The sequence below is a fragment of the uncultured Gulosibacter sp. genome, from assembly GCF_963509965.1.
Taxonomy (GTDB): Bacteria; Actinomycetota; Actinomycetes; order Actinomycetales; family Microbacteriaceae; genus Gulosibacter.
In genome coordinates, this window is record NZ_CAUPDE010000001.1 from 69,575 (window position 1) to 86,162 (window position 16,588).

Sequence of the window (16,588 nt, forward strand, 5' to 3'; positions counted from 1 at the left end):
CGTCACGTATTAATCGGAGGATCATGAACCGTCGCGCAAAGATCGTTGCCACACTGGGGCCGGCTGTCAACACACCAGAAGGGATCCGGGCACTGCTCAGCGCAGGTGTGAACGTCACCCGCTTCAACCTCAGTCACGGTGACCACACTGTGCACAGTCGCAACTACGAACTGGTTCGTGAGGCAGCTACCGAACTGGGTCACCAGGTGGCGATTCTTGTCGACCTGCAGGGGCCGAAGATCCGGCTCGGCAAGTTCGATGAGGGCGCCCCGTACGACCTGGCCGAAGGCGCGCTATTTAAGATCACCACCGACGATGTAGTCGGTAACCAGGAGATCGTGGGCACCACCTTTAAAGGTCTGCCGCAGGATGTGCGGGTGGGCGACCCGCTCCTGATCGACGACGGAAAGGTCATGCTGCGTGCGGTCGAAGTATCAGACACCACGGTCACCGCGCGCGTAGAAGTACCCGGCCCGGTGTCAAACAACAAGGGCATCAACCTCCCCGGTGTCGCGGTGAACGTTCCCGCACTGAGCGAAAAAGATGAGGGCGATCTGCGCTGGGCACTGCGAATCGGCGCCGATATGATCGCACTCTCGTTCGTACGCGGCCCCGAAGATATCCACCGCGTGCACCAGATCATGGAAGAAGAGGGTGTCACGCTGCCGGTGATCGCCAAGATCGAAAAACCGCAGGCAGTAGAGCGCCTGGCCGAGATCGTGGACGCCTTTGACGGCATCATGGTTGCCCGCGGTGATCTCGGTGTGGAATTACCGCTCGAATCGGTGCCGATCGTGCAGAAGAAGGCGATCGAGTTGGCGCGTCGGCGAGCAAAGCCGGTGATTGTTGCCACCCAGATGCTCGAATCGATGATGAGCAATCCCCGTCCCACCCGCGCCGAGGCGTCCGACTGTGCCAACGCCGTGCTCGACGGTGCGGATGCGCTGATGCTTTCGGGAGAGACGAGTGTGGGCCAGTACCCGATTGTGGCGGTCGAGACGATGGCGCGCATTATTGCGTCCACTGAGGAACACGGTCTTGACCGCATCCCCCCGCTCGGCACAAAACCGTTCACCCAGGGCGGCGCAATCACACTGGCCGCGGTGGATCTGGGCGAGTTTCTTGGTGCGAAATATCACTGCGTGTTCACCGAATCGGGTGACTCGGTGCGCCGACTTGCGCGGCTGCGTCCGCGAATCCCGATTCTCGGCTTCACGCCTCGCGAGTCGATCTGTCGTCGGATGAACCTGTACTGGGGCGTGGAAGCGACCATGGTGGAGCGGGTGACGCACACCGATGAGATGTTTCAGCAGGTGGAGCGCTATCTGCTTGACAACAATCTCGCTAAGCGCGGTGACAAGGTCATTATCGTTTCGGGTATGCCTCCGGGGGTAACCGGGTCAACCAACGATGTGCGCGTCCACCGCGTGGGTGAGGCAGAGGATCAGAGCATCCCCGCCTACCGCGGGCGGCACACTCGCGAGTAACTCCCGGGAGTAGGCCGCGGTAAGTCACTGGGCTGGCGCGCCGCAACGCTGTGCACCGTGGTGTTTTTCACGCCTGTGCGACGAAGCTCACTTGCATCATCCTGTTAGGTAAGGCTAACCTTACCCATAGGTCGTGGAGTGATCACGGCTTTCGTTTGAGACCAGGAGTTATTCGTATGCGCATTCGTCGCATTTTTGCCGTAGCGGTTGCCACTGCCGCTGCTTTCGCACTCACCGCCTGCTCGGCGGCAGCCCCGAGCGAGACCGCAAGCCCGAGTTCGAGCGCAGACGCCGTAGACCTTACGCTCACCACAGTCGACGGTGAACGCACCCTCGATGCGGTACCCGAGCGGGTGGTGGTGCTCGACTATGCAAGCCTCGACACGCTCAACGCGGTGGGTAAGTCGGATGTTGTGGTTGGTACTGCCACTAAGTCGCTGCCCGAATCGCTGAAGTCGTATGCCAACGTCGCCAATGTCGGCACGCTCAAAGAACCTGATTTCGAGGCGATTGCCGGGCTAGACCCCGACCTGATCATCATCTCGGCTCGCCTGGCCGAACAAGAACCGCAGCTCGAAGAGATCGCTCCCACCGTGAACCTGTCGATCGACAGGAAAGACTGGCTCGCCAGCGCCAACGAACGCGCGATCGATCTGGCGGCACTGTTTGGTGAAGAGGCCGCTGCCCAGAAGCGTGTTGACGAAATCACGGCGGCCGCTGACGAACTTCGTGGCAAGGCGGGTGAAGCCGGTAAAACCATGCTCGTCATGAGCTCGGGCGGCAAGCTCTCCACCTACGGCCCCGGTGGTCGATACGGCTTCGTATTCGACGATCTCGGCTTCGTCTCCGCCGATGAAGCGGCCACCCCCGGCGAGGCTCGCCACGGCAAGGAAATCTCGTTCGAATACATCGGTGACAAGAACCCGGCACAGTTGCTGGTCATCGACCGCGATGTGGCAATCGGAGCTGAAGGCGAGGCAGCGCAGCAGGTGCTTGACAACGCGATTGTCAACGCCACCGATGCCGCCAAGAATGACCGCATCACCTACCTCGACGCCCCCAATTGGTACCTCGTTGGTGGAGGACTTGACACCACCAAGAGCATGATCGACGAACTGTCTGCTGCAATCGGTGGATAGATTCCAACGCAGCTTTGCACACTGGGGGCTGTGGGTGCTGATCGCCCTCACCCTGGCCGCAAGCGTCGTCAGCCTCGGAATCGGAGCTGGCGGCGCTAGCGGCGCTTCCAGCGCCACGAATGACATCAACCTGCTGTGGACCAGTCGCGTGCCACGCACCCTTGCGCTGTTGCTTGCCGGCAGCGCCATGGCGCTCAGCGGCATGATCATGCAGATGCTGGCGCGCAACCGCTTTGCCGAACCCTCCACCGCCGGAACAGTTGACTCGGCCATGCTCGGCATCGTGCTGGTGATGGTGCTTGCCCCGGGTATCCCAGTAATGGGCAAACTCGCAGTTGGTGCGCTCGCTGGCCTTGGCGGAACCCTGCTGTTCATGCTCATCCTCAAACGCATCCCGATGCGTGATCCGCTCATGGTGCCGCTTTTGGGCATCATGCTGGGCAATGTCATTGGCGCGGTGGCGTCATTCATTGCCTATCGCACCGACCTGCTGCAATCACTCGGCAGCATGCAATCGGCAAGCTTCAGCGCGATCATTGAAGGTCGTTACGAGCTCATGTGGATCGCCGCCGCCCTCACCCTCGTGGCTTTCCTTGCTGCCGATCGGTTTACAGTGGCGGGGCTGGGCGACAACCTCACCACTAATCTCGGCCTGAACTACTCACGTATCGTGTTGCTCGGCCTGGTCATTGTGGCGCTCAATACGGCGATTGTCGTGGTGCATGTGGGAGCCATCCCGTTTATTGGACTGGTTGTTCCCAACCTGGTGGCAATGTTGCTCGGTGACAATGTGCGCCGCACCGCGCCCTGGGTGCTAGTGCTTGGGATGCTGTTGGTGCTGGTGAGCGATATTGTCGGACGCGTCATTAACTGGCCCTATGAAGTGCCCCTGGGGCTCGTGATGTCGATAGTGGGTGCCACTGTGTTCTTGACTCTGTTGCTGCGTCCCCATCGGAAGCGGGCCGCTCATGGCTAGTGTGTATTCCCGCATTCAGCCAGCAGTGAGATCGTCGAGCACCGGCGGCGGCGCTGCACAGCGAGCAAACCAGCGCCGCGATCTCATCACCATGACGGTGTTGTCGGTGATAGCGTTCGCGCTCATCGCCGCGTATTTGCTGTTCGATCTCAGTGGCAATATCGAGTATGTGCTCGGTCGCCGGCTCCGCGCGATCTGGGCGTTTGCACTGGTCGCGGTTGCGATCGGATTCTCGACGGCAACGTTCCAAACAATCACCGCCAATCGGTTGCTGACTCCCTCCATCATGGGTTTCGACTCGCTCTACATCCTGTTACAAACGGTCATAGCGTTTGTTATCGGTGGCACTGCCGCCAGCACCTTCGGTACGGTGGGGAGCTTCTGGGTCGAAGTGGGATGCATGGTGCTGTTTGCGGTGCTGCTGTATAGCTGGCTGCTGCACACCCAGGTGCGGGTGCACACGTTGCTGCTTATTGGCGTGGTGCTCGGGATGCTCTTCCGCAGCATCTCCACCTTCCTGCAGCGAATGATCGACCCCGACACGTTCATGACCCTGCAGAACACCTTTTTTGCATCCTTCACGAACGTGCCCAAAGAACTCCTGCTGCCGGCATCGGTGTTGCTTGTGGTGAGCATGGCGGTGAATTGGTACGACCGTCGCCGCCTCGATGTGATGGGGCTCGGTGTGCCGATCGCCACGAACCTTGGGATTTCGCCGCGGGCTATGCGGGTGCGCACACTCACTTCGGTGGCACTGGCCGTATCCGTGGCGACCGCGCTCGTGGGGCCGGTGACGTTTTTCGGGTTGATCGTGGTGCACCTGGCATATCGAGCGCTGCGAGTTTCGCACCATTCGACGATGCTGCCAACTGTGGCGCTTATCGGCATGATTGCGCTCACCGGTGGGCAGTTGCTGGTGGAACGGGTGTTTCAGCTCGACATCGCACTCGCTATGATCGTGGAATTTGTGGGCGGGCTGCTATTTATCGTGTTAATTCTGAGGAGGAAGCCGCTGTGATCACCATTGATTCGGTTGTGAAGCGCTTTGGTGACACTGTCGTGGTCGATGACGTTTCGCTGAACATCCCACCGGGTGGTGTGACCTCGATAATTGGCCCGAACGGGGCGGGTAAATCGACCCTGCTGTCGCTTATGAGCCGTCTAGAGCCAATGAGTGCCGGGGTGATTACAGTTGATGGCCTCGACGTCACCAAGACCAAATCATCGGTACTCGCCAAACGGCTCGCTATTTTGCGGCAGGAGAATCACGTCACTATCCGTCTGACGGTGCGTGATCTCGTCGCCTTCGGCAGGTTTCCGCACACTCAGGGTCGACTCACCGACCACGATAATGGGTTGATCGATCAGGCACTGGCGTTTTTGGGGCTCACTGAGTTGCAAGACCGCTTCGTCGACGAACTGTCGGGAGGGCAGCGACAGCGGGCGTTCGTGGCAATGGTGATCTGTCAGGACACCGACTATGTGCTGCTCGATGAGCCGCTCAATAATCTCGATATGCGCCATTCGGTGATCATGATGCAGCACCTGCGCCGAATCGCGACCGAGCTGGGGAAGACCATTGTGATTGTCGTGCACGACATCAATTTCGCCTCGGTGTACAGCGACACCATTATCGCCATGCGAGACGGCCATGTGGTGGTGCAGGGCACACCTGATGAGGTGATGCTCGAGCGCAAACTCGCCGAGATTTACGACATGTACATCCCGATTCACGAGATCGAGGGTCGGCACATCGGGATGTACTACTGGGCGCCAGAAATGCCGAAGCGGCGGCTGCAGCAGCGCGCCACGAGTGAATAGTGAACGAGTCGGTGCCGATGGTGGGAGTCGAACCCACACGTCCTTGCGGACAGCGCATTTTGAGTGCGCCGCGTCTGCCATTCCGCCACATCGGCATGTGTCACTCAGCAGGAGTGGTTTCAATATGAAGTGTTTTCAATATGAGTAGAGTAGCCTGATTTTGTGACTGATACTGATGCATCCCAAGTTCCGCGGCGCGTCGTCGTCGCTGAAGACGAGTCGCTGATCCGCATTGACATTGTTGAGACGCTTCGCGACAACGGGTTCGACGTGGTCGGCGAGGCCGGTGACGGTGAAACCGCTGTTGCACTGGCGCGCGATTTGCGCCCCGACCTGGTCGTCATGGACATCAAGATGCCCAAGCTCGACGGCATTGCCGCCGCCAAGCAGCTCACCGACGACAACATCGCCCCGGTTGTGTTGCTCACCGCGTTCAGCCAGCGCGACCTCGTTGAGCGCGCCACCGAAGCCGGGGCGCTCGCCTATGTGGTGAAGCCCTTCACTCAGAACGACCTGCTGCCAGCGATCGAGATTGCACTCGCACGTCACCAGCAGATCGTGGCGCTCGAAAACGAGGTGGCTGACCTTGCCGAACGCTTCGAAACACGCAAGCTGGTCGACCGTGCCAAAGGCCTGCTCACCGACAAGATGGGCCTGAGTGAGCCGGAAGCTTTCCGTTGGATTCAGAAGGCCTCGATGGACCGCCGCCTCACGATGCATGAGGTTGCGCAGGCAGTTGTTGAACAGCTCGCACCAAAAAAAGACAAATAGTGACGCTTACGCATTAAGCGGCCGCGCCACCAGGGTTCAGAGCTGAATCAGCAGCGTCGCACACGGCTGATGGGATGCGTTCACGCTGACCGTCAGCCGCTGTGTTTCCGAATCAAATTGGTAATACGCACCGTTGAACATCGGCGGCCGGCCGCATCCCGAATGACAATTTCATGCACCGTCACCGACCGGCCCAGGCTGATCGCGGTGCACTCACCGGTGACCCAACCCGAAGTGGCAGATGCGGTGTGGGTCGCATTGATGTCGATACCCACCGCGTAATGGTCGGGCGAGAGCGCGGCGGCGTGAGCATAGGCCGACATCGATCCGAGTGATTCGCCAAGCACACAGTTCGCTCCGCCGTGCAGGAGCCCGAGCGGTTGTGTGTTACCCGCCACCGGCATGACCGCGATCGTGTGTTCGGGTGAAAACTCGACCAGATAGATCTGCATCGCGGTTGCCAGCGCGCCTGTGCCGCGTCCGCGGGTGATGTGCAGCTGATCGGGAACCAGCAGCCCATTAATCGTTTCGCCGATGTGCGCGGTGGGTACGCTCGGTGGCGGGGGAGTGTGCATTACTCGAGCCTCCAATGTGGGTGGGGACCTGCGTGGGTGAGGATCTCCTGAGTGAACGCCAGCGTCGTGGATGATCGGGCCAGTAGGCTGACCACTGTGACAGCGAAACAGCAGCAATCCAAGCCCACACTCATGGTCATCGATGGCCACTCACTTGCGTTTCGGGCATTCTACGCCCTGCCAGTGGACAGCTTTGTGAACAATGAGGGGCAACACACCAACGCCATCCACGGCTTCGTTTCGATGCTGCTTTCGCTGCTGCGTGACGAGAATCCATCGCATCTGGCGGTCGCCTTCGACGCGGGTTCAAAGTCGTTTCGAAATCGCGAGTATCCCGAGTACAAGGCGGGCCGGCAAGAGACACCACCTGAGTTTCGCGGTCAGATTGCGCTGCTGCAGCAGGTGCTCGACACGATGGGAATTACCTGGCTACAAAAAGACGATTTTGAGGCCGACGATATTCTCGCCACGCTCGCCCACGAGGGAGAGCGGGACGGCTACCAGGTGCTGGTTGTGTCGGGTGACCGGGACGCGATTCAGCTGGTGAATGACAAGACAACACTGCTCTACCCGGCAGTGCAGGGTGTGTCAAAACTGACCCGTTACACGCCCGAAAAGGTAGCTGAAAAATATGGCGTTGGCCCCGAACGCTACTCAGACTTGGCAGCGATGGTTGGTGAAAAAGCCGACAACCTTCCCGGAGTTCCGAAAGTGGGCCCGAAAACCGCCGCGAAATGGCTCAACCAGTACGGTTCGCTCGACGCGATTCTCGAACATGATGCCGAACTGACCGGCAAAGTGGGCGAGTCGTTTCGTGAGCACCGCGAGAATGCAATTCGCAACCGCAAACTCAATCAGCTACTCACCGATGTTGAGCTCAGTGTGGCACCAGATGGGCTTGAGATCGAACCGGTGGATGTGGATGGCGTGCGTGAGCTGTTCACACGCCTGCAGTTCCGCACCCTGCAAGATCGAGTGTTGAAACTGGCCGCCGAACGCGACGGTACCGCTACGAGCCGGGCCACGCATCCCGCTGCCGAACTGCCGGTGCATCGAGAACTCAGTGCCGAACAGTTGCGTGCCTGGTTTGCCGAGCAAGAAGATACCTGCCCGCTGGGGATCGGTGTTGAGCTGGTGTTCGGTGCTGATACGGCGGGCAACACAACACTGCTGCAGGCTGGTCTCGGCGGCGGGGATTCGGCAGTTGTAGTTGCCGAACCTGAAACGCTGGCTGTGGTGAGCCAGTGGCTTGCTGCTGACTCGCCGAAGACGTTCTTCACCGCGAAACCGCAGCTGCGGCAGGCAATTAAGGCTGGCATCAGCATTGGCGGTGCTCTGAACGACGGCAGGATTGCCGCGTTTCTCGGCAACCCCGTGGGAGTGCCGAAACGGCTTGCCGAACTGGTGCTGCGCGAACTTGGCGAAACACTGCCCGAGTCTGCGCCTGAGACGCTATTGGACGCTGACGAAGTGGGTGCAGATGCCGGATCGATTGGTGCGGATGCGTGGTTCATTCGCCGCGCCACCGAAGCCGCAGTAGCGTCACTGCCCGAACCCACCAGGCCGGTGTTTAGCGAAATCGAAGTGCCGCTAATACCGGTGCTGGCGCAGATGGAAGATGCCGGCATCGCCATCGATACCGAGCTACTTACCGAGCTTTCAAGCGAGCAAGCAGAGCGAGCCGCGGAGTTTGAGCAGCAGGCGTTTGACGCGATCGATGGTGAACGAATCAACCTCGCCTCGCCCAAGCAATTGCAGACGGTGCTGTTCGACAAGCTCGGTATGCCGAAAACCCGGCGCACAAAGACCGGCTACTCAACGGATGCCGAGTCGCTTGAATCACTAGAGCTGAAATCGCCCCATCCTTTCCTCGGAGCGCTTCGCGGCTATCGCGACTGGACCAAGCTCAGGCAGATGACCGAGTCGCTGCGCAAGTCGGTGGCGGCGGATGGTCGCATCCACACGACCTATCTGCAAACCGGGGCAGCAACCGGGCGACTGGCTTCAGCCGATCCCAACCTGCAAAACATCCCGATTCGCAGCTCAGAGGGGCAGCGCATCCGGTCGGCATTTATTGCGGGTGAGGGGTATAGCCAGTTGCTCACCGCCGACTACTCGCAGATTGAAATGCGCATCATGGCGCATCTATCTCAAGACCGTGATCTGATTGACGCGTTCGTGCGTGGTGAAGACACGCACCGATTCGTGGGATCGCGGGTATTTGGTGTCGCACCCGAGGATGTTGACCCCGAGATGCGCACCAAGGTGAAGGCCATGTCGTATGGGCTCGTGTATGGCCTCAGCCCCTTCGGGCTTTCTAAGCAGCTGGGTATCCCGGTTGCGGAGGCAAAGGCGCTGGTGGCCGGGTATTTTGAACGATTCGGTCGCGTGCGTGACTATCTGCGGGGCTCGGTTGAGCAGGCGGCGAAGGATGGCTACACGCAGACACTGTTCGGGCGGCGGCGCCCATTTGGTGATCTGAACTCGACCAACCGGGTTGCCCGTGAGAACGCGCAGCGGGCGGCGCTTAACGCGCCGATTCAGGGCACCGCGGCCGACATCATCAAGATTGCAATGATCCACATCAGTGAACGCATGGCCCGCGAACAGTTGCAATCAAAGCTGCTGTTGCAGGTGCACGACGAATTGATTTTCGAGGTTGCTCCGGGCGAATCGGAGCGGCTTGAACAGTTGGTGCGCGACGAAATGGGTTCGGCGGCAGATCTCGATGTGCCGCTGAGCGTTTCGGTTGGGCACGGCAAAAACTGGCAGGAGGCAGGACACTAATGACACAGCCACAGGTAGGCGACACGTCGGCGCAGCGGCAAGCAACGCCGCTGGATGCGTTTTGTGAGCGCTGGGTCGACCAGCTCGTTGAGTTGAATCCCGAGCTACGGATCAATCTTGCACGGCCCGGCGATCTTGCCGCCTACGCCGACTATTCACCGGCAGGTATCGCTGGCGAACGTCAGCTGGTGGCTCGAGCGCTGCGGGAGCTTGACGAGGTGCCGGTGCAAGATGAGGTTGATCGGGTAACCGAACTCGAGTTGCGTCGCAACCTTGAACTGCGTCTGGCACTCATCGATGCCGGGATGCCGTATCGCGAGGTGAACAATATTGCGACGCCGGCTCACAGCATCCGGGCAATTTTTGATCTCATGCCGCAGCGAAGCGCCGATGACTTCACGGTTATCGCTGAGCGGTTGCGTCGGGTGCCCGAGGCGGTTTCGGGGTATCTCGAGACGCTGCGAGAGGGCGTGCGCCGTGGACAAGTGGCAGCCAAACGCCAGGTGCGTGAACTTGCCGACCAGACCGCAGCCTATGCCAAACTGAACGGCCCGTTCGGTGAGCTCGCTCAGGCTGGGGCGTTGATCTCCCCTGAGCTTGCCGATGAGCTCGCGGCTGCAGCGCGAGACGCTGCCGAAGCGTATGGACGGCTTTCGCTGACTCTGCAGCGCGAGATTGAACCGGCCGCGAGCGAGACGGATGCGTTTGGTCGAGACCTCTACGCGCTCAACTCGAAGATGTTTGTGGGTGCCGAGATCGACCTCGACGAAACCTACGAGTGGGGCATCGCCGAACTACAGCGGATGATCGCCGAGCAGCGTGAAATTGCCGACCAGTTCGAACCTGGAATTGCGATTGCCGACCTCGCTGAGCGACTCGATAACGACCCGAAATACCGCATCGACTCGGCGGCAGAGTTCCGCGACTGGATGCAGGGGCGCGCCGATCAGGCGGTGACCGAGCTTGCCGGTACGCATTTTGAAATTACCGACCAGATGCGTGCTATCCGCTGCATGATCGCCCCAACGAATGAGGGTGGCATTTACTACACCGGGCCGAGCGAAGATTTTTCGCGCCCGGGTCAGATGTGGTGGTCGGTGCCGGAAGGAGTGACGAGCTTTGCAACCTGGCGTGAACTGACCACGGTCTATCACGAGGGTGTTCCCGGCCACCACCTGCAGATCGCCACGGCCACCGCTGAGAAATCACAACTGAACACCTGGCGACGCATGAACTGGTGTTCGGGGCACGGCGAAGGCTGGGCGCTATATGCCGAACGGCTGATGGATGAGCTCGGCTACCTTGACGACCCGGCCTACCGTTTCGGGATGCTCGACGCGCAGCGGATGCGCGCGGCCCGAGTGGTGCTTGATATCGGGGTGCACCTGGGTAAGGAAGTTCCGGTGGAGTTTGCCAGTGCAGATGAGCGCGGCAGAGCGTGGGATTACGATTTTGCGCTGTCATTCATGACCGAGAACATGATGTCGGATCCGGCCTCGATTCGTTTCGAGGTGAACCGGTATTTTGGCTGGGCTGGACAGGCACCCGCCTACAAGGTGGGGCAGCGCATCTGGGAGCAGCTGCGCAACACAGCCGCCCAGCAAGCGGGCGCGAATTTCTCGCTGCGCAACTGGCACACCCGAGCCCTAAAGCTTGGCACAGTGAGCCTTGACACACTTCGTGAAGTGCTCGCAATCGCAGGCAACTAGACGCACGGTGCGAGCTGCCCGGGTGGATATTTAGCGAGAAAATAGGGTAGACTCGAACAGCATTTTTGTGCGCTTTATCCGTTTCTGGATGTTGCGAATGGCAAATCCGCCATTGCTGCAGTCCAGCCGACCCTATCCATCCTCTGGAGCACGACCTACATGACGAATCCCACGACCGATCAGGCGAACAAGCAGATCGCAGTTAACGACATTGGGACTGCGGACGATTTCCTCGCCGCGGTCGAACAAACTATGAAGTACTTCAACGACGGCGACCTGATCTCGGGCACCGTCGTTCGCATCGACCGCGACGAGGTTCTCCTCGACGTCGGCTACAAGACTGAGGGTGTTATCCCGCAGCGCGAACTCTCGATCAAGCACGATGTCGACCCCGACGACGTAGTCGAGCTCGGTGACGAGATCGAGGCCCTGGTCATCCAGAAAGAAGACAAAGAGGGTCGTCTGCTCCTTTCGAAGAAGCGCGCGCAGTACGAGCGCGCCTGGGGCGACGTCGAGAAGATCAAAGAAGAGGACGGTGTCGTTACCGGTACCGTCATTGAGGTTGTTAAGGGCGGTCTCATCGTTGACATCGGCCTGCGTGGCTTCCTCCCCGCTTCGCTGATCGAACTGCGCCGCGTTCGCGACCTCACTCCCTACCTCAACCAGGAGATCGAGGCGAAGATTCTCGAGCTCGACAAGAACCGCAACAACGTGGTGCTCTCGCGCCGCGCACTGCTCGAGCAGACCCAGTCGGAGACCCGCGCGAACTTCCTCAACCAGCTCCAGAAGGGCCAGGTGCGCAAGGGCGTTGTGTCGTCGATCGTCAACTTCGGTGCGTTCGTCGACCTCGGCGGCGTTGACGGTCTCGTCCACGTTTCGGAGCTCAGCTGGAAGCACATCGACCACGCCTCGGAGGTTGTCGAGGTTGGCCAGGAGGTCACCGTTGAGGTGCTCGAAGTCGACATGGATCGCGAGCGTGTTTCGCTCTCGCTGAAAGCAACCCAAGAAGACCCGTGGCAGGTGCTCGCTCGCACCCACGCCATCGGCCAGATCGTGCTCGGCAAGGTCACCAAGATTGTTCCGTTCGGTGCGTTCGTGCGCGTCGCCGACGGTATCGAGGGCCTCGTCCACATCTCGGAGCTGTCGAACCAGCACATCGAGACCGCCGACCAGGTCGTTTCGGTGGGCGAAGAACTCTTCGTCAAGATCATCGACATCGACCTCGAGCGTCGCCGCATCTCGCTTTCGCTCAAGCAGGCAAACGAGGGCGTTGACCCGGACGGCGTCGACTTCGACCCCGCCACCTACGGTATGCTCGCCGAGTTCGACGAGCAGGGTAACTACAAGTACCCCGAAGGCTTCAACCCCGAAACCAACGAGTGGATGGAAGGTTTCGAGGCCGAGCGCGAGGCTTGGGAGCAGGAGTACGCTCAGGCTCAGGGCCGCTGGGAAGCTCACAAGGAACAGGTCCGCAAAGCCCTCGCTGCCGAGCCGGTCGCTACCGAGGCTCCGCAGGGTTCGTTCTCGAGCGAGTCGGACGACAGCTTCGGTACGCTTGCCGACGACGAGTCGCTTGCCGCGCTGCGCGAGAAGCTTGCCGGTCACTAGGCACTAGCCAGGCGGTCAGACCGCTAACACTGCGGGGTGTGGTTCGTCAGAACCACACCCCGCAGTGGTTTCCAAGACGCCCTGTGTGGATGAGTGTCTCCAGCATCTTCAGTGCCGGCCAGAGTAGGCTGGCTGCATAAGGATTCGCTTCGCATCGGTGCGTGGCCCGGCCCTAAGGAGGTTCCAGTGACGACAATCGCACTCACCGGAGGGATCGCCTCTGGGAAGACCACCATTTCGAACCGGCTTCGTGAGCTTGGAGCATTCATCATTGACGCTGATGAAGTAGCCCGGGAGATCGTGCAACCCGGCAGTCCGACGCTGCGCGCCATCGTTGAGCGGTTCGGCGAAGGGGTGCTCGCAGCAGATGGCACCCTCAACCGGCAGGCACTCGCCGAGATTGTTTTCAACGATGATGATGCACTCGCCGCGCTCAACGACATTACGCATCCCGAGATTCGACGGGTGACGAATGACCGCATCGACCGCATTCGTGCCGAAGAACCTGACACGATTTTTGTGCACGATATTCCGCTGCTTGCCGAAAACCGCTCCAATTTTGATTATGACGAGATCTGGGTGGCGGATGCACCGGCACAGGTACGTCTCGAACGGCTCATGGAAACCCGTGCAATGAGTCGCGAGGAGGCGCAGGCCCGTATTGACGCGCAGGTGAGCGATGAGCAGCGCCGAGTGATCGCGGATGTGGTGATCGACACCACCCGGCCACTAGCCGAAACGCTCGACCAAGTGGATGAACTCTACGCGCGGCTGCGCGCCGGTGAGCTCGCAGCAATCGACGAAGTGAGTTACGACACGGCATCAAGTACGGTTCCGAAAGAAGAACGCAGCGACGACAACTAGCTGGGTGTGACCTCGCAAGGAATGTCAACCCAGCCGGTGTCGAGTAGCTCGAGCGTGGCGTGGCCGTGTGAAAGCGTGGCAATATCGGCCTCGAGCGCTGTCACCTGAGCTTGCGCATCCGGCACCCCGAGCGTGAACCGCACTCCGGCAGCGGTGTAGTCGGCGTTGAACACCGAAATCTTCGCGCCGCGCAGTTGGTTCTCCCAACGCCCGGCGGCCTCTAGCGGAGCTGTCACCGCATACTTTCGCATTTGTTGGCGGGTGGTAAAGCGTGCCCCACCCAGTGCCTCGGTAACCGAGTCGGTATAGGCGCGCACCAGACCGCCCGTGCCCAACAGCACGCCGCCGAAATAGCGCACCACTACGGCAATCGTGTCGGAGATATCGGGGGAGTGCTGGCCCGGTCGAATAAACCCGGCGAGGGTTTCGAGCATTGGCGCGCCGGCGGTACCCGAGGGTTCACCGTCGTCGTTCGAGCGCTGTAGCTGTCGTCTACTGCCGAGCACAAAAGCTGAGCAGTGGTGGCGGGCGGTGCGGTGCTCATGGCGGGTCAGCTCGATAAACTCGCGAGCCTCATCCTCGCGCTCAATCCGGCCCAGATAGGTAATGAACCGCGAGCGTTTCATCTCGAGTTCATGCTCGACATCGTCGACCAGCACGCCATAACTCGGGGCCGTAGTCGAACTCGAATCGGGCGCGACAACCATGCCTCGAGTGTACTGGTCACGATGGGCACCAGGGAGGTCGAATGTGTCCCGCAGCGGGCGGGCCTAGGCTAAAAGCATGGAACCAACCCGACTTGTGCGCCCGTTCGAAGTGGTAAGCGACTATCAGCCCTCCGGTGATCAGCCGCAGGCGATTGCCGAGCTCGCGCAGCGAATCAACGCCGGTGAGACCGATGTGGTGCTTTTGGGGGCAACCGGTACGGGTAAATCGGCGACGACGGCATGGCTGATTGAGCAGGTGCAGCGGCCCACGCTGATCATGGCGCATAACAAGACGCTCGCCGCGCAGCTGGCCAATGAGTTTCGGCAGCTGATGCCGAATAACGCGGTTGAGTATTTCGTGTCGTACTACGACTACTACCAGCCCGAAGCCTATGTGCCACAAACCGACACCTTCATCGAAAAAGACTCGTCGATCAACGATGAGGTTGAGCGGCTGCGGTACTCAACCACCAACTCGCTGCTCTCACGCCGCGATGTGGTGGTAGTTTCGACCGTTTCATGCATCTACGGTCTGGGTAAGCCCGAGGAGTACTACGACTCGATGCTGGCGCTGCACGTGGGCGATATCGTCGACCGCGACGAGATCATCCGCAAATTCGTGGCGATGCAGTACAGCCGCAACGATGTGGCGTTTGAACGGGGTACTTTTCGGGTGCGGGGCGACACCATCGAAATTATTCCGGTGTACGAAGAGCTTGCCATTCGCATCGAACTTTTTGGTGACGAGGTGGATGCGATCAGTATGCTCAATCCGCTCACGGGTGATGTTGTACGCGATGCCGACTCGGTGAGCGTGTTTCCAGCATCGCACTATGTGGCGAGCCAGGATGTGATGCATCGGGCGATGGACGGTATCCGCACCGAACTTGCCGAGCGGCTGCAGGAGTTTGAATCGCAGGGTAAGCTGCTCGAAGCGCAGCGGCTGCGGATGCGCACCGAATTTGATCTCGAAATGATGGAGCAGATCGGTTTTTGTTCGGGCATTGAAAACTATTCGATGCATATTGATGGCCGGCACCGGGGCGAGCCGCCGCACTGTCTGCTCGACTATTTCCCGGATGATTTTTTGCTGGTGATCGACGAATCGCACGTGACCGTGCCGCAGATTGGTGCGATGTATGAGGGGGATGCGTCACGCAAACGCACCCTGGTGGAGTACGGCTTTCGCTTGCCGTCAGCCCTCGACAACCGGCCGCTGCGCTGGGACGAGTTTAAAGAGCGCATCGGTCAGACCGTGTATCTGTCGGCAACCCCCGGCAAGTATGAACTGTCACAGGCCGACGGCGTGGTCGAGCAGATCATTCGCCCGACGGGGCTGCTCGACCCGAAGATCGTCGTGAAACCAACGAAGGGGCAGATTGATGATCTGCTCGAAGAAATTCGCGTGCGGGTCGAAAAAGATGAGCGGGTGCTGGTCACCACGCTGACCAAACGGATGGCCGAAGACCTCACCGAGTTTTTTGCCGAAAACGGTGTGCAGGTGCGCTATCTGCACTCGGATGTCGACACGCTCAAGCGGGTAGAGCTGCTCAGCGAATTGCGTGCGGGGCAGTTCGACGTGCTGGTGGGCATTAACCTGCTGCGTGAGGGGCTCGACCTGCCGGAGGTGTCGCTGGTGGCAATTCTCGACGCCGATAAAGAAGGCTTTTTGCGCTCATCCACCTCACTCATCCAGACCATCGGGCGTGCGGCGCGAAACGTGTCGGGCGAGGTACACATGTATGCCGATAACGAGACCGAGGCGATGCGGGTTGCGATTGAAGAGACCGAGCGTCGTCGTGCCAAACAGATGGCGTACAACAAAGAACACGGCATTGATCCGAAACCGCTGCGCAAAAAAATCAACGACATCACCGAGGTGCTCATTCGAGAGGGACGCGACACCGAAGAATTGCTTTCGGGTCGTGCCCGTGACGATCGCCGCAGCACCACCCCGAATCTGCGCCGGGAAGGTATCGGTGCCGAGGGCGCGGAAACGCTCGAAGCGATCATCCACGACCTCAATGAGCAGATGCTGCAGGCCGCAAGCGAACTCAAGTTTGAGCTGGCGGCGCGGTTGCGCGATGAACTTGCCGAGATGAAAAAAGAGCTGCGGCAGATCGAAAAAGCGGGCCACGCCTAAC

13 protein-coding genes and 1 tRNA gene are annotated in these 16,588 nt (G+C 60.0%); 11 read left to right on the plus strand and 3 right to left on the minus strand.

Annotated elements, in window-relative coordinates; genetic code table 11:
• Positions 1-23 precede the first annotated feature (23 nt).
• The 5 genes from pyk (at position 24) to RQ865_RS00375 (ending at position 5,423) form a co-directional block, all read left to right on the plus strand.
• The gene (gene pyk / locus RQ865_RS00355) at positions 24-1,487 is read left to right on the plus strand and encodes a pyruvate kinase (RefSeq protein WP_311476503.1); all 1,464 of its coding nucleotides are present in this window, start codon (positions 24-26) and stop codon (positions 1,485-1,487) included.
• A 176-nt stretch (positions 1,488-1,663) separates the two neighbouring features.
• The gene (locus RQ865_RS00360) at positions 1,664-2,626 is read left to right on the plus strand and encodes an ABC transporter substrate-binding protein (RefSeq protein ID WP_311476505.1); all 963 of its coding nucleotides are present in this window, start codon (positions 1,664-1,666) and stop codon (positions 2,624-2,626) included.
• A complete protein-coding gene (locus tag RQ865_RS00365; protein ID WP_311476508.1) occupies positions 2,619-3,602 on the plus strand; it encodes an iron chelate uptake ABC transporter family permease subunit in 984 nt (327 codons plus the stop codon). The genes RQ865_RS00360 and RQ865_RS00365 overlap by 8 nt, the downstream gene beginning before the upstream one ends.
• Before the next feature lie 25 nt (positions 3,603-3,627).
• The gene (locus tag RQ865_RS00370) at positions 3,628-4,620 is read left to right on the plus strand and encodes an iron chelate uptake ABC transporter family permease subunit (RefSeq protein ID WP_311476509.1); all 993 of its coding nucleotides are present in this window, start codon (positions 3,628-3,630) and stop codon (positions 4,618-4,620) included.
• On the plus strand, positions 4,617-5,423 hold the full coding sequence (locus tag RQ865_RS00375) for an ABC transporter ATP-binding protein (RefSeq protein WP_311476511.1): 807 nt from the start codon (positions 4,617-4,619) through the stop codon (positions 5,421-5,423). The genes RQ865_RS00370 and RQ865_RS00375 overlap by 4 nt, the downstream gene beginning before the upstream one ends.
• A 12-nt stretch (positions 5,424-5,435) precedes the next feature.
• Here RQ865_RS00375 and RQ865_RS00380 read toward each other — a convergent pair.
• Positions 5,436-5,518: transfer RNA gene (locus RQ865_RS00380), tRNA-Leu, on the minus strand.
• A 67-nt stretch (positions 5,519-5,585) separates the two neighbouring features.
• On the opposite strand from RQ865_RS00380, the gene RQ865_RS00385 reads away from it, so the two are divergent.
• A complete protein-coding gene (locus tag RQ865_RS00385; RefSeq protein WP_311476513.1) occupies positions 5,586-6,194 on the plus strand; it encodes a response regulator in 609 nt (202 codons plus the stop codon).
• A 92-nt stretch (positions 6,195-6,286) separates the two neighbouring features.
• Here the strand turns inward: RQ865_RS00385 and RQ865_RS00390 are convergent, their stop codons facing one another.
• On the minus strand, positions 6,287-6,769 hold the full coding sequence (locus RQ865_RS00390) for a hotdog fold thioesterase (protein ID WP_311476515.1): 483 nt from the start codon (positions 6,767-6,769) through the stop codon (positions 6,287-6,289).
• Between the two features lie 132 nt (positions 6,770-6,901).
• Between RQ865_RS00390 and polA the strand changes: the two genes are divergently transcribed.
• The 4 genes from polA to coaE all read left to right on the plus strand — a co-directional run bounded on the left by polA (position 6,902) and on the right by coaE (position 13,737).
• The gene (polA, locus tag RQ865_RS00395; protein ID WP_311477027.1) at positions 6,902-9,556 is read left to right on the plus strand and encodes a DNA polymerase I; all 2,655 of its coding nucleotides are present in this window, start codon (positions 6,902-6,904) and stop codon (positions 9,554-9,556) included.
• Positions 9,556-11,265: a DUF885 domain-containing protein gene (locus RQ865_RS00400; RefSeq protein ID WP_311476517.1), complete on the plus strand. Its 1,710-nt coding sequence runs from the start codon at positions 9,556-9,558 to the stop codon at positions 11,263-11,265. The genes polA and RQ865_RS00400 overlap by 1 nt, the downstream gene beginning before the upstream one ends.
• A gap of 159 nt (positions 11,266-11,424) precedes the next feature.
• Positions 11,425-12,873 carry a 30S ribosomal protein S1 gene (gene rpsA, locus RQ865_RS00405; RefSeq protein WP_201516949.1) on the plus strand — a complete coding sequence of 483 codons (1,449 nt, stop codon included), beginning with the start codon at positions 11,425-11,427 and terminating at the stop codon, positions 12,871-12,873.
• A gap of 186 nt (positions 12,874-13,059) precedes the next feature.
• Positions 13,060-13,737, plus strand: coding sequence for a dephospho-CoA kinase (coaE, locus tag RQ865_RS00410; RefSeq protein ID WP_311476519.1), 678 nt, complete (start codon positions 13,060-13,062; stop codon positions 13,735-13,737).
• Here the strand turns inward: coaE and RQ865_RS00415 are convergent.
• Entirely contained in the window at positions 13,734-14,444 is a 711-nt protein-coding gene (locus RQ865_RS00415; protein ID WP_311476521.1) for a YigZ family protein, read from the minus strand. The two genes, coaE and RQ865_RS00415, sit on opposite strands and share 4 nt — an antisense overlap.
• Positions 14,445-14,520: 76 nt before the next feature.
• Between RQ865_RS00415 and uvrB the strand changes: the two genes are divergently transcribed.
• Positions 14,521-16,587, plus strand: a complete 2,067-nt coding sequence (gene uvrB, locus RQ865_RS00420; RefSeq protein WP_311476523.1) for an excinuclease ABC subunit UvrB — start codon at positions 14,521-14,523, stop codon at positions 16,585-16,587.
• Position 16,588: the final 1 nt, after the last annotated feature.